The organism is Streptomyces sp. WM6372, assembly GCF_001279655.1.
Classification (GTDB): Bacteria; Actinomycetota; Actinomycetes; order Streptomycetales; family Streptomycetaceae; genus Streptomyces.
Map to the genome: position 1 here is coordinate 1 of NZ_LGDB01000237.1, position 13,283 is coordinate 13,283.

At 70.0% G+C, this 13,283-nt stretch carries 12 protein-coding genes, 1 tRNA gene and 1 pseudogene; 9 read left to right on the plus strand and 5 right to left on the minus strand.

The annotated features are described in order from the left end of the window. A partial coding sequence (locus ADK52_RS35125; RefSeq protein WP_159046103.1) for an ice-binding family protein occupies positions 1–1,032 on the minus strand: 1,032 nt, incomplete at its 3' end. Positions 1,033–1,259: 227 nt separating this feature from the next. Here ADK52_RS35125 and ADK52_RS45155 point away from each other — a divergent pair. Continuing rightward, positions 1,260–1,580 carry a DUF6000 family protein gene (locus ADK52_RS45155; protein WP_420714996.1) on the plus strand — a complete coding sequence of 107 codons (321 nt, stop codon included), beginning with the start codon at positions 1,260–1,262 and terminating at the stop codon, positions 1,578–1,580. Between the two features lie 936 nt (positions 1,581–2,516). Here ADK52_RS45155 and ADK52_RS35130 read toward each other — a convergent pair. Continuing rightward, a complete protein-coding gene (locus tag ADK52_RS35130) occupies positions 2,517–3,248 on the minus strand; it encodes an SDR family NAD(P)-dependent oxidoreductase (RefSeq protein WP_053693912.1) in 732 nt (243 codons plus the stop codon). Positions 3,249–3,373: 125 nt separating this feature from the next. On the opposite strand from ADK52_RS35130, the gene ADK52_RS35135 reads away from it, so the two are divergent. The 3 genes and pseudogenes from ADK52_RS35135 to ADK52_RS44170 all read left to right on the plus strand — a co-directional run. Continuing rightward, on the plus strand, positions 3,374–4,285 hold the full coding sequence (locus tag ADK52_RS35135; protein ID WP_053693913.1) for a LysR family transcriptional regulator: 912 nt from the start codon (positions 3,374–3,376) through the stop codon (positions 4,283–4,285). 510 nt (positions 4,286–4,795) lie between these two features. Continuing rightward, a complete protein-coding gene (locus ADK52_RS35140; protein ID WP_159046104.1) occupies positions 4,796–5,320 on the plus strand; it encodes a hypothetical protein in 525 nt (174 codons plus the stop codon). A 28-nt stretch (positions 5,321–5,348) separates the two neighbouring features. Beyond that, a pseudogene (locus ADK52_RS44170) lies at positions 5,349–5,588 on the plus strand (DUF6193 family natural product biosynthesis protein); the annotation flags it as partial. 330 nt (positions 5,589–5,918) lie between these two features. Here ADK52_RS44170 and ADK52_RS35145 read toward each other — a convergent pair. After that, a tRNA-Trp gene (locus tag ADK52_RS35145) sits at positions 5,919–5,993 on the minus strand. A gap of 96 nt (positions 5,994–6,089) precedes the next feature. Beyond that, positions 6,090–6,530 carry a hypothetical protein gene (locus ADK52_RS35150; RefSeq protein ID WP_234344385.1) on the minus strand — a complete coding sequence of 147 codons (441 nt, stop codon included), beginning with the start codon at positions 6,528–6,530 and terminating at the stop codon, positions 6,090–6,092. A 181-nt stretch (positions 6,531–6,711) separates the two neighbouring features. On the opposite strand from ADK52_RS35150, the gene ADK52_RS35155 reads away from it, so the two are divergent. The 4 genes from ADK52_RS35155 to ADK52_RS35170 all read left to right on the plus strand — a co-directional run bounded on the left by ADK52_RS35155 (position 6,712) and on the right by ADK52_RS35170 (position 9,233). Further along, the gene (locus ADK52_RS35155; RefSeq protein WP_159046105.1) at positions 6,712–7,122 is read left to right on the plus strand and encodes a peptidase inhibitor family I36 protein; all 411 of its coding nucleotides are present in this window, start codon (positions 6,712–6,714) and stop codon (positions 7,120–7,122) included. A gap of 240 nt (positions 7,123–7,362) precedes the next feature. Beyond that, entirely contained in the window at positions 7,363–7,851 is a 489-nt protein-coding gene (locus tag ADK52_RS35160) for an isochorismatase family protein (RefSeq protein ID WP_053693916.1), read from the plus strand. 318 nt (positions 7,852–8,169) lie between these two features. Then, entirely contained in the window at positions 8,170–8,691 is a 522-nt protein-coding gene (locus ADK52_RS35165; protein WP_053693940.1) for a hypothetical protein, read from the plus strand. 50 nt (positions 8,692–8,741) lie between these two features. Then, a complete protein-coding gene (locus ADK52_RS35170; protein WP_053693917.1) occupies positions 8,742–9,233 on the plus strand; it encodes an NUDIX hydrolase in 492 nt (163 codons plus the stop codon). A 120-nt stretch (positions 9,234–9,353) separates the two neighbouring features. Here ADK52_RS35170 and ADK52_RS35175 read toward each other — a convergent pair whose 3' ends face one another. Beyond that, positions 9,354–11,393: a M4 family metallopeptidase gene (locus ADK52_RS35175; RefSeq protein ID WP_053693918.1), complete on the minus strand. Its 2,040-nt coding sequence runs from the start codon at positions 11,391–11,393 to the stop codon at positions 9,354–9,356. A gap of 448 nt (positions 11,394–11,841) precedes the next feature. Here ADK52_RS35175 and ADK52_RS35180 point away from each other — a divergent pair, with 448 nt between their 5' ends. Further along, positions 11,842–13,239, plus strand: coding sequence for a S53 family peptidase (locus ADK52_RS35180; protein ID WP_053693919.1), 1,398 nt, complete (start codon positions 11,842–11,844; stop codon positions 13,237–13,239). Positions 13,240–13,283 lie beyond the last annotated feature (44 nt).

The window sequence follows — 13,283 nt, forward strand, 5'->3', positions numbered from 1 at the left end:
GGGAGCACCGGGAGCGCCAGGTGCGCCAGGTGCGCCAGGGGAGCCGGTCGGGCCGGGAGCACCGGGGGCACCGGGAGCGCCGGGGCTGCCGGTCGGTCCGGGGGCGCCGGGGGCGCCAGGGGCGCCGGTCGGGCCAGGGGCGCCGGTCGGTCCCGGGGCGCCGGTCGGTCCGGGGGCGCCGGTCGGGCCAGGTGCGCCGGGGCTGCCGGTCGGGCCGGGAGAACCGGTCGGGCCGGGAGGGCCGCTCGGGCCGGGAGGGCCGACGGCGCAGTTCGGCCTCGTAATGGTGTTGTTGTCCATCGTGACCGCGCCGTTGCGTGCCAGGGCGCGGCCTTCGATCACGGCGCTGTTGTTCACCGTGATGGACTGCATGGCCAGGATGGTGCCCTTGAACTGGGTGGTCGTGCCGAGGGTGGCGGAGCTGCCCACCTGCCAGAACACGTTGCAGGCATTTGCTCCGTTGATGAAGGCCACGACACTCGACGAAGCCGTGGTCAGGGTCGAGGGGATCCGGAAGATGAAGACGGAGTTGGGGTCGTTCTGGCCGTCGAGGGTGACCGTCCCGGTGAGTTGCAGGGACGGCGGGGACGCCGGGGCCGTGTAAACGCCGGGCCCCAGCGTCAGTCCGCCGATCTCGTCCGAAGCGAGAATGGTCCCGGGCCCCCGGCCTGCCGCGTCGTCGTAGGCGACGACGAGGTCGGACTTCGCCTGACTGGCGGCGGCGTTGGGGGCTACGCGCGTCACTCCGTTGACGATGCCGGGCGGGAAGCCGGTCACCGATGTGCCCGGATAGAGCCCCAGGTCGCCGTTGATGACGGTGGGGTTCGTGTTGGTGACCGTCGAACCGGCCAGAACCCCGTAGCTGGCGGTGGTCCCCAGCAGCACGGTGGATTCTGCGGCGTGAGCGAGGTTCGGGACCAGGGCGGCCGACGCCAGGAGCGCTGCGGGGAGCAGGGCAAAGGCTCCCCGTTTGAGCAGGGCGCGTTGAGGGCTCGTGTCGGGTGGAGCCAACCGGATGACATCCAATGCCATAGCAGGACCTTTCTTGTTGCCGGACTGGGTCGCCGGCCCACTACCTGTGCCGACACGCAGGCGCATCCCGAGCCGGTGAGGCAGACCTATTCGGCGCCAGAGATGGTGACGGGTCGTCACAGGGGAGCATTACCGCATATTTCACAGTGATAGACCGCAAGTAGGGAAAAGGGTCTGCATGAGTGACGCAACATCAGAAATGGCGCAAATCGTACCTCTGTGCGTATATGCTGCATCGCCAAACGCGAAGCGCGGGCACGGAACGAAGGTCATCGGAGTCGGCTCTTCCTGCCCGAGCGGCGCCGTGCACAGAGCAGTTGCGGGCAGGGTCTCGATCCGCCGAGGCTGTGGGCAGACTTCTGGTTCGGCGGTTCGTCACGCCTGATCGGCGATACGGCCGGTTGGGTGGGAGCCTTCTGCGGCTGAGGCGGGCCGAGCACCGCGCGTTTGCGCGGCATCTGGTCCAGGCGGCCTACGAGATCACTCCTGGCGATCGGTCGCTGGGGCCGATGGCTCGGCGCCCGGCCGTGAGAGCCTCCGGCCCGTAATGCTGTCGGCGGATCGTGCACGAGCTCTGCGCGTTCGCCGACGAGGGCGACGCCGAGGCATTCGCCGTGCTGGAGCGTGCGCCCCGATGACGTTGGCTGATATCGACCCGGCTCGGAGCGGATCACGGGTCCAGGTCGGGGTCACGCTCAGCCGGGAGCGCCCCCATCGGGCTGTGTCAGTGGCGGGTGTCGCATATGACGTGCTGATAGGGATACAGCGCCGGCCTGCTGGTCGCCGGGGGAGTCACTGCTGGCATCGACTTCCTGCTCGCCCACCCAGGCCGGAGCTACGCCCAGCAGGTCGCCGACTGGGACGGTCACCTGTCGGGAAGCGGGCTGACATGGCAGGAACTGGTCCGGATCGCCGACAGTCCGTCCGGCGAGGCCGAAGGGATCCGGGACGCGGCCGCACGACTTCTCCTGACGGCGAGGGTGAAGACGTGCCGGGTGGCGCTGCGCGCAGCGCCACCCGGCCCGGCCCGGCCCGGCCAGACGGTGGCGGTGACGGTCGGCCGAGGTGGTGCGGCTCCTCTCCGAGGGCCACCGCTCTCTTGGCTGGGCACGGCGCCGCCCAGGTCCCCGCGGAGTCGGCTCCTCCACCGCCCAGCGTGCGATGCCCAGCTATAGGGCGCGTACAGGCATCAGCACCATGGCTTGGTCAGCGCGCTCGACCACCTCCTCAACCGTGCCCGGCGAGCGGCTGTGCCGGAGCGCAGGCCGCAGGCGGGTCCCACTGCGGGACGAGGAGGCGCTGGTGGAACCGAATGGCGTGGCGGTCCCCTGAGCAGCCGATCGGGTGCGCGCGGCTGCCGGGGGCTCTGCCTCCGGACCCCCGCTCCTCAATCGCCGCCGGGGGCCGCCTTGTCCGCAGGGCTCGCCGGCCCCCGGCGGCGCGAGGTTGCGCTGCGCGCGGGGGCCGGCGGAAGGCGTGGCGGCTCAGACGGCCCGGCCGGTGACGTGGCCGCCGTCCACGCGCAAGGCGTGACCCGTGACGAAGCCCGCGCCCGCCAGGTACAGCACGGCCTCGGCTATCTCCGAGGACTCGCCGACCCGGTCGAGGAGGGCGAGCCCGCCGAAGGAGTCCACGTCGGAGCCCTCGTGCAGCGGGGTGCGGATGATGCCGGGCGCCACGAGGTTGACGCGGATGCCGTCGGCCGCCAGCTCCGCGGCCAGGCTCGTGGTCAGGCCGTGCACGCCGGCCTTGCTGACCACCGGTGCGCTGGCCGGGAAGCCGGCCAGCCCGTGGTCCACCAGGACGGTGCCGATGTTGACGATGCTGCCTCCCTCGCCCTGCGCGCGCAGCGCCCGTACCACGGCCTGGGTGGTGAGGTAGGTGCCCTTGAGGTTGCCCGTGAGGAAGCCGTCGAGTTCGGCCTCCGTGACCTCGGTGAAGGGCTTGGAGGCGAAGGTCCCCGCGTTGTTGACCAGCACGTCGATGCGGCCGAAGCGCTCCAGTGCCGTACGGACGAGGGCCTCGCCGGTCTCGCGGTCGGCGATGCTGCCCGCGGCCCACGCGGTCCGCTCCGGATGGCCGAGGCCGGCGGCGGCCTTGGCGAGGCGGTCGGCGTCCCGGCCGTTCAGGACGACGTTCGCGCCGCTCGCCAGGAAGGCCCGGGCGATGTCCAGGCCGATGCCGCTGGAGGATCCGGTGATGAGAGCAGTGGTCATGGTGAGTGCCTTTCGGAGGCGGTCGTCAGATCGCCGGATCGGTTCGTCCGGCTGACACCACGAAGCTATGGGCCCTCAACCCATAACACCACGACGGAATTTGGAGCATGTGATAATCCAGCGTTATGGATGTGGACCTGCGTGACCTGGAGCTCCTCGACGCCACTGCCGAAGCCGGCTCACTGACCGCCGCCGCCGAGCGGCTCTACGTCAGCCAGCCCGCCCTCAGCCAGCGGCTGACCCGGCTGGAAGCCCGCCTCGGCATGCCCCTGTTCGACCGCGAGGGCCGCCGGCTGGTGCCGAACGCCGCGGGCCGCCGGCTGCTCGTAGCCGCCCGGCACGTCCTCGCCGAGCTGGATTCGGCCACCCGCGACCTGCGGGAAATCCGCGACGGCCGCGACCGGAGGGTCCGCTTCACCGCGCAGTGCAGCACCACCTTCCCGTGGCTGCCGCCCGTGTTGCGCGCCTTCCGTGAGCGGGAACCGGACATCGACGTGCGCATCGAGACCGTCGCCGACGACGCGCCGGTCCCGGCGCTCCTCGCCGACCTGGTCGACGTCGCACTCGTCACCAAACCTGACGTGCAGATGGACCGGGTGTCGCTGACCCGGCTCTTCGACGACGAGATGGTGGCCGTGGTGCCCGCCGGGCACGCCTGGGCCGGCCGCAAGCACCTGACCGCCCGCGACTTCGACGGGGCCGACCTGGTCCTCTACGACTTCTACGACCAGAAGCGCATCCCGTCGTTGCCGCTGCCGATCCCCGCCGGGGCCCGGCCCGGCCGGATCACCACGATGCCCGTGGTGACCGACCTGGTCGTCGAGATGGTGGCCGGCGGCCAGGGAGTGACGGTTCTGCCCAACTGGGTGGCCGCCCCGTACGTGACCTCGCACGGCCTTGCCCTGGTGCAGATCGGCGCGAAGCCGCTGACCCGCACCTGGTTCTGCGCCACCCGGACCGGCGAACTCCCGCCCCACCTGGAGGTGTTCGTCGAGGAGCTCGTGGGCCGCCTCGGAGCTCCCCGAGGGGGCCGGTGAGGCCCTGGAGCAGCACGTACGAACCACGGCGTCGGCAACGGTGCCGGGCTGGCGTGAGCTCTGCATCAGCAGGGAAGGCAGGAGCGCGTCCCGGGGGCGGGCGCCGGACCTGAGGGGCGCCACGCCGACACTAGTGCCTGCTCATCGTGTGGGGAGAGCGGCAGGCCTCTCCTGGCCGGTCGTTGGGGACAGCGACCCTCGACCGGCCGGGGAACCTGCCGGCCCGGTACTCCGTCTCCCTGCACACGAGAGCCACCAAGGAAACGGGAGCGTATGAGTCGCAGTGACCGGAACGGCTCCGCTCGTGCGACCGGCCGGAAGCACCACCATGGCAAGCGCCGTCGTCTGACGGGTCTCGGTGCAGCAGCGGTTCTCCTCTTGGCCGGCAGTGGTGACAGGTGGGAATCCAGCCCGGCTGGCGGGGCTCGGCCAGGCGGCGAACACGCGGGCGGGTGTTGAGCGGGCCGCCCTGGGTGCCTGCCTCGGGACGGTGCTGACATCGTAGGAGTCATGAGAACAGAAGGCACGACGCCGGAACCGGAGACCCTTGTGCGGAGTGGGCTCACGACTCTGGGGGAGGTGGCGTGCCGCTATCAGGCGGATGAGATAAGGCCGGAGGACCTGCCGATGATCGCGGCCGAGGCACTCGCGGTCGGGCTGGACACTCCGACGCTGTGCGAACTCGCCGGTTGGCCTCGCCACGCGGATGCCCGCGATATTCGCGACGCGTTCGAACAAGCACTCGCCGAGTCAGGAATCGGGTTGCCGGATCGGGGCCTGGCACGGCGCCACGCTCTGCGCCGGATGGCGGCGAGGCTCCTCGATGGAGAAATCACTCCCGCCGACCTGGCGACGGACGGCTGGTGGGAGACGGAGGTCGAGACCGCGGTGGAGCAATCGTTCGTGGGGCTGATCCCGCAATGCGATTGCTGCATTGAGTTCACCTTGGGGCTTGACCAGCAGACGTGGGCGACCCAGATGCGGATCGCTGCCCTCGCCCTGACCTCGTCTCCGCCGGTCGGCCCCGGGTGCTGACTCTGCCCGGCGTGCCCGCCCTCGGGCGGTGAAGGCGGGCGTCAGGCGTCACCCGCAGCGGCTCGGACCGGATCGAGTACGACGTCGCCGGGAGGCCGGTGAACCGGAGTACACCTGGCAAGAGACGTACCAGGCCTTGATCGAGGCGGCACACGCCGAGCCCGCGCTACGCGCCCTCTACCCGTTCACCAGCCACTGGGCCCTGCGCTTCTCGGCGACCACCCACCCGCACCTGACACTTGTCGGCCCGTGCCTGATGGCGGACAGCGATGGCACGTACGGGGTGGGAAAGGGCTTCATCACCGCGGATCTGGGCCGGTTCGCCACCACCTGCCGTCGGGCCTCTTCCGGCGGGTGGCGACGGAGTGCGCGTGGGGAACAACCCGCGCTGGTTGTCGGTGTTCAAGGATCCGATCTGCCGGCCGACGCGTCTGCGTACGCAGGGCGGCTGCCGGTGGCCCGCTCAACTGGCGGGCTGCGACGCCCAGCCACGGGAGGTACGTGGGGGTGCTTGGCCGTGCCTACCGCGTGCTCGATGCCCCGTGACTCGTCCTGGCCGCGGCGCGGCTGGAGCCGGCTGTCACGGTACGGAGCGGAGCGGAGCCGGCCGGATTCGAACCGGCGTCCTCGCAGTTTTGGAGACCGCGCGCGTCGACCTCTGCGCTACGGCTCCGCCCCCCGGCATCCTAGGCGGCCTGACCGCTCACCTCACCGTGTGGGCGGCGATCGCCAGCCACGTCCAGCGGTCGGCTGCGCGGTCGAACCCCCGCTATGCGGGGCGGAGAACGGGATCGATCTCTGTCAGGCTTTCGTACAGCCGACGGGCCCCGCGGGCAACACGATCGTCGGTGTCGCCCGACATCTCCTCGCAGAGCCGTAGCGCCTCGTCCAGGTCCTCCGAGAAGATGCTGAAAACATCGAAGATCGCGGTGTGGATGTAATCGGCGTGATTGTCGTTGGCGACTGCCAGTGCGGACGCGACTATCGTGAGTCCGGCCCTGTCCTTTCGCCGCAGCAAGCCCTCCGCGGTCCGCCGGGTGACGAAGGTGTCACGACCGTCGAGCACCAGCCCCAGCAGCGGCTCAACGGCCTCCGGCATCTCGGCGAACCCTGCCAGGCTGTGACCGGCATCGGCCCGGTCACGCCAGTCATCGCTTCGCCCGAGTTCGCCAAGCGTCATGACCACCGCGCGCCGCAGGTCACTGTCCACGGATGAGCCCGCCCCCTTCCCCTGATTCCGGTCAAAATATCACCGAGGCGCCCTACCGGATGATCGCCAGGACAGGTCCTGGGTGGACCACGTGGTGCGATCAAGGCGGAACGGAGGTGCGATGGAAGGGCATCCGCAGACCCTCAAGGCTTGCGGCCTCCCGGAGAGAGTCGGTGACCCCGTGTCCGTCCGCGCCCTGGCCGTCTGCGCGGCCTGCGTCGCCCTGACGCTCGCCCCCTCCGCCGCGCCGGCGCAGGCCGCTCCCGCCCCGTCCGTACCCTGCACCTCCGGCTGGGTGTGCGGCTGGACCGGCCCCGACTACACCGGCGTGGCGAGCTTTGTCTCGCAGGACATGCAGCGGTACCCGGAAACGACCGCGTACGTCGGGTTCAACGGCGGCGCGTCCGTGTGGAACGCTGCCCGAACATGGCGACGGGACGGCCGGCTCTGGGGCCGGTGCGTGACCGTATACAGCGGTACGGAGTATCGCGGCCAGAGTCGGACCATCCGCCCGAACCAGGGCATCGCCCGGATCCCGGCGTCGTTCGGGAACATCCACTCCAACCGGTTCCACGACTGCCGGCTGCCCTGAGCGTGATGGCTTCCGTCGCTGCTGTGGTCTTGTTTGCGCCTTGACGGGGAGCGGATCGTCACCGGCGACGACGGTTCCGCCTGGTACACGGGTGACCTCTTCGCCACCTTCACCCGGATGCGCTGAGATACGAGTGGGACTGCTCGACCTGCTCGACCTGCTCGACCTGCTTGACCTGGCCGACTGCCGCGCTCCGGCTCGGGCGGGCCCCCGGCTGTGACGGGTCCTACGATCGTCGCCATGACCTCCGCATTGATCCTCATCGACCTGATGCCGCGCATCATCGCCCTCCCGCTCGCACCGCACTCCGGTGACGAAGTGCTCGCGCGCTGCCGCGCGTTGGCTGCGTCATTCCGGGCGAGCGGACGGCCGGTGGTGCTGGTCCGGGTGGAGCGCCCGAACGTCGCCGAGCAGCCGCCGGGCAGCGACTTCGCCGATGGGCTGGTACAGGGCGGCGACATCGTGGTGGTCAAGCGCACCATCGGAGCGTTCTACGGCACCGATATGGACGAGCAGTTGCGGGGGCTCGGTGTGAACACCGTGGTGCTCGCCGGGCTGGTCACCACGATGGGTGTCGAATCCACCGCACGGGCCGCGGCCGACCACGGCTACCAGCTGGCGTTCGTAGCCGATGCCATGTCCGGACTGGCGGCGGACGAGCACGAGTTCGCCGTAGAGCGGATTTTCCCGCGCTTCGGCGAGGTGCGGAACACCGCCGACTACCTCTGACATCGCACAGTCCGGTCCCCCCGCAGGCTGGGCGGCGTCCATGTCCGGGCGCCCTGGGACGGCGCTCTGGCAGCGGATGCCCCCGTCATCGACGCAGGCCCCTGCCGTACGCGTACGGCCTGCCGGATCAGCGGGCTGCGCGCCGCTTGCGACGGGAGGGGCGGGCAGGTCAGGCGGCAGCACGGACACGGGTTCAGCCGCATACTGCGCCTGCCGCACGGCCTCGCCCGCCGCGCACGAGGGCGGGGCCGCCTGCGCCCGCCATCCTTGAGGCCCGGCGACGAGGCCGTCCTGATCGCCGTCACGTACGTTTCTTCCATGACAAGTGACTGGCGAGCGGACCGGATCGGCAGTGCCCTGCGCGGAGAGAACCCCACCGTCCTGCGGCGGTTGGCGGCAGGGTTCGCGGTCATCGGAGACGTTCAGTTCCTGCCCGGCTATTCGGTCCTCTTGGCGGACGATCCGCAGGTGGAGCGGTTGTCCGACCTTCCGAAGGCGAGACGGCTGGCCTTTCTGTCCGACATGGACGCACTCGGTGAGGCCGTGGAGCACGCTTGCCGTCGGCTTGACCCCGCGTTTCGGCGGGTGAACCTGGAGATCCTCGGCAACACCGACGGGTTTCTGCATGCTCATGTGTGGCCACGTTTCGAGTGGGAACCGGCTGACCTGGTGCGGATGCCGGTCTGGCTCTATCCCCGGGAGAGCTGGCAGGACGAGCGATCCGCCCTGGCCCCTCGGCATGACGCACTGCGAGCGGAGATCGGCAGGGAACTGGACCGGCTGGTCCCTCAGGTCCCTCAGGTCCCTCAGGACGCTCAGGACGCTCAGGACCGGGACTGACAGCGGCTGGTGATGTCGGCGCTGTCAGAGGGGCCTGCGATGGTGGGCCCATGGACGAGATGGTCGAACATGTTGACCAGCGGGACCGGGTGCTGGCGGTGGTGGGCCGGGGCGAGGCCGTCCGCCGTGGCTGGTTGCATCGGATCGCGGTGACGGTGTGCCGAGACGGCCGGGGGCAGGTCCTCGTCCATCGTCGGTCCGGACAGGTCTCCCGATTCCCCGGACACTACGAAGTGATGGCCGGCGGAGCCGTCGCGCCGGGAGAGTCCTACGAGGAGGCCGCGGTCCGGGAACTGGCCGAGGAGTTGGGCATCGACACGACGGTCCGCTCCGTCGTGAAGTTCCTGAACCGGGGCGGCCTCAGCCCGCACTGGCTCGCTATCCACGAAACCGTGGTACTCGTCGACCCGAAACCCCGGGCCGACGAAGTGGCGTGGCACGGCTGGCTGCCGGAGGCCGAACTGCATGAGTTCATGCGCCGGCACCCGTTCACTCCTGACAGCCGAGAAGCCTGGGAGCGCTATCGCGTCGCCGTCGGGTAGCCATGGCGCGTTCCGCGCACAGCACGACACCCCCGTCCTCCTCCTGTGTTGCGGAGGCGGGGGTGCCGGCGTACCTGGGTTCAGGCCCCTTGCAGGTTCAGGTCATGCGCAGTGAGGCGGTCAGAAGGTGAGCTTGAAGTCCGTGATGGTGCCGGTGTCCGCGGCACCCTTGTCCTGGACCTTCAGCTTCCAAGTGCCGTTGGCCGCGACGGCCGAGGCGTTGACGGTGTACGTCTTGTCGAGGTTCGCCGCGGAGTCCGAGGAGGAGCTCTGCAGGCGGTACGACGTCCCGTTGGGCGCCACGAGGTCGATCTGGAGGTCGCCGATGTAGGTGTGGGTGATCTTCACGCCGACCTTGAGGGCGCTCGGCGCGTTGCCGGTCACGCCGGTGACGCTGACCGACGAGGTGACCGCGGGGCCGGGGGAGTCCGGGATGGCGACCCGGGTGGTGCTCTCGAAGACCTTGCCCGGGGTGGGCGTGCCACCGTTCGAACGGGCGCCCACGTTGACGGCGGCCCAGGCGTCGGTGATGTTCTTGACCTCGGGGCTGCCGGCGCCGTACAGCTCGGTCGCCGCGGCGATCGTGCCGTCGCGGGCGCCCTTGTAGTCGGTGCTGGAGTTGAACTTGGTGGTCAGCGCCTTGTACCAGATCAGCTGCGCCTTGTCCCGGCCGATGCCGGTGACGGGCAGACCGTCGGAGGTCGGCGAGTTGTAGCTGACCCCGTTGACCGTCTTGGCGCCGGATCCCTCGGAGGCCAGGTAGAACCAGTGGTTGGCCGGGCCCGAGGAGTAGTGGACGTCGAGGCTGCCGACGCCGGAGTACCACGCGTCAGCGGAGCCGCCGTCCTTGCTCGGCTTGTCCATGTAGCGCAGCGGAGTGCCGTCGCCGTTGATGTCGATCTGCTCGCCGATGAGGTAGTTGCCCGGCGCGCTGGGGTTGTTGGCGTAGAACTCGACGGAGGTGCCCATGATGTCGGAGGTCGCCTCGTTCAGGCCGCCCGACTCGTCGCTGTACTCGAGGCCGGCGGTGGCGGCGGTGACGCCGTGCGTCATCTCGTGCCCGGCGACGTCCAGCGAGGTCAGCGGGTCGTTGTTGCCCGTTCCGTCGCCGTACGTCATGCAGAAGCAGCTGTCGTCCCAGAACGCGTTGACGTACGCGTTTCCGTAGTGGACCCGGGAGTAGGCGGCGACGCCGTCACCGCGGATGCCGGACCGGCCGAGGACGTTCTTGTAGAAGTCCCAGGTGACCCCGGCGCCGTAGGCGGCGTCGGCGCCCGCGGTGGCGGCGTTGGAGTTGGCCCCGTTGCCCCAGGTGTCGGTGGTCTGGGAGAAGAGCGAGCCCGTGCCGGACGTACCGCGGTTCAGGTTGTACGTCTTGTGGCCGCCGCGGCCCGCGTCGTTCAGCGTGAAGTTCGAACCGGACTTCGAGGTGCCGAGGGTGACCTGACCGCTGTAGTGGGTGTTGCCGACACCGGTCTCGATGCCCTGCCACTGGTGGAGCTTGGCGCCGGTCTTGGCATCGGTGATGACGTGGAGCTGGTTGGGGGTGCCGTCGTCCTGCAGCCCGCCGATGACGGTCTCGTAGGCGAGGGTCGGCACGCCCTTGGCCATCCACACGACCTTGCGGGGGGCGGCGTCGGCCTTGTCGGCCTTGGAACCGACCGCCTTCGCGGCGTCGAGGGCCTGCGCGGAGGCGGCGGCCGGAGCGTCGGCCGGGGCGGAGGTGGAGACGCCCGCCAGCTGGGCGGTGGATGCCTTGCTGACGCTCTGCGTCGTGTTGGCCGACGTACGGCTGACGATCAAGTCGCCGCCGAGGACCGGGAGTCCCTCGTACGTGCGCTCGTACCGGGTGTGGGTGGTACCGTCCTGGTCCTTGACCACATCGTGGACGAGGAGCTTCTCCTGGGAGGTGAGGCCGAGTTCCTTGGCCGTCACGGCCGTGGTGCTCTGGGCCTTCGCTATGAGCTCGGCGCGCTGGGACGGGGAGAGCTGTGCGGGCAGCGCGCCCGGGTTGCGCACCGGCTGGCCCTGGGGAGCGGCGTTCGCGGGCTGCTCGGACTGCGCGCTGGCGCTGCCTGCCTGCACACCTACGGTGAGCAGGGCGGCTGCGGCGAGCAGGGCACCAGTGGCGGTGGTGTTACGACGATGCGTGGACTTCACGCTGACTCCTTCTACCTGTGGGGGGTTACCGGCGGCTGGGATGAGGCCGGCCGGGCAGAGCGTTGCGGAGCTGGTCCGTGCGGGGATGGGGAGAGAGTGCCAGCGATCGCGATCTTTGTCAGGAGCGCGTCATGAATCAGCCGAAGCGGGTCCGGATTTCGCCGTTGGGTGTTCGCTGAGCGGACGCTTCGGGTGGGTGATCGACTGCCTCGGGTGCACCCGACACGGCTGACCTGGGGCGGGACTTGCTCCGGCCGGGGTGCGCGGCTGTTGCGGGCATTCGCCCGCGGCCCGGGCGTGGTGGTGCGAGCGGCCTCGGGGGCGGCGTACTGCGCATTCAGGTAAAGCGTTCGGCATCAACCGTCAAATACCCTTGTCCTGCACATGACTTGCCGGGTGTGATCACGGAAGCCGCTCTGCGCGGCGCCACCCCCCCAGGGAGTCCGCAATGCATCCAGTTCGTCGTACGTGGCCGCGTTCCGCAGCCGCCACGGCCGCTGCCGTCGGCCTCGCGCTCACCGCGATGGCGGCCGCCCCACTGACCGGTACCGCGACCGCCTCCGCGCCGCACGCCTCGGTCATCCCGCGCACCGCGGCCCGTCCGGCCGTCGCGGGACACCAGCTGATCCGCTCCGTGGGCAGCCCGCTCTCCATCGAGGAGTGCCGGACCAAGTGGAAGATCGCTTGCTACACCCCGCTGCAGTACCGCGAGGCCTACCACCTGAACCCGCTGTACAAGCAGGGAATCACCGGTAAGGGCCGCACGATCGTCATCGTGGACTCCTTCGGCTCGCCGACCGTCCAGCACGACCTGGACGTCTACAGCAAGCAGTTCGGGATACCCAGCACCAAGGTGGAGGTGGTCAAGTGGGGCAACGTCCCCGCCTGGGACCCGAAGAACGCCGACATGCTGGGCTGGGCCGGCGAGACGACCCTCGATGTGGAGATGGCGCACGCGGTGGCGCCGGACGCGAAGATCGTCCTGGTGGAGACGGCGGTCGCGGAGACCGAAGGCACCACCGGCCTGCCGGAGATGATGGACGCCGAGAAGTCCCTGATCGACCGCGGCATCGGTGATGTGATCACCCAGAGCTTCGGTGCGACCGAGAACACCTTCCCCGGTTTCGACCAGGGTGACTTCTCCAGCATCAAGAACCTGCGCTACGCCTTCGAGGCCGCGGCGCGCCACCACGTCACCGTGCTCGCCTCCTCCGGCGACGGCGGAGCGACCGACTACAACGCCGACGGCAGCGCCTACTACGACCACCCCGTCAACTCCTGGCCCTCCTCGGACCCGCTGGTGACCTCCATCGGCGGCACCCAGCTGCACCTGAACGACGCGGGCAAGCGGACCGCCCCCGAGAGCGTCTACAACGACAACGGTGCGAGCGGCGGAGGCCAGTCGCACGTGTTCAAGCGTCCGGCCTTCCAGAACGGGGTCAAGGGCATCGTCGGCGCGCAGCGCGGCACCCCGGACATCTCGATGGCCGCTGCGGTCGACGGCGGCGCGTGGATCTACAGCAGCTATGACCCGGCGTCCGCCGGCTGGGACGTCTCCGGCGGCACCAGCGAGTCCAGCCCGCTGTTCTCCGGGATCGTGGCCCTGGCCGACCAGGCTGCGGGCAAGCGCCTGGGGAACATCAACGAGGCGCTGTACTGCCTGTACGGGCGCTCCGCCCACGACCGTTCCACCGGCCTCGTCGACGTCAATGACGGTACGAACAACAGCTACGAGGGCGTCACGGGCTACACGGCGGTGAACGGCTACGACATGGCCACAGGCGTCGGCACGCTGGACGCTGCCCGCTTCGTACCCGCCCTCGCCCGCGAAGGACAGCGCGGCTGACGGTTCACGGGTTCACCGGTTCACCGGTTCACCGGTTCACGCCG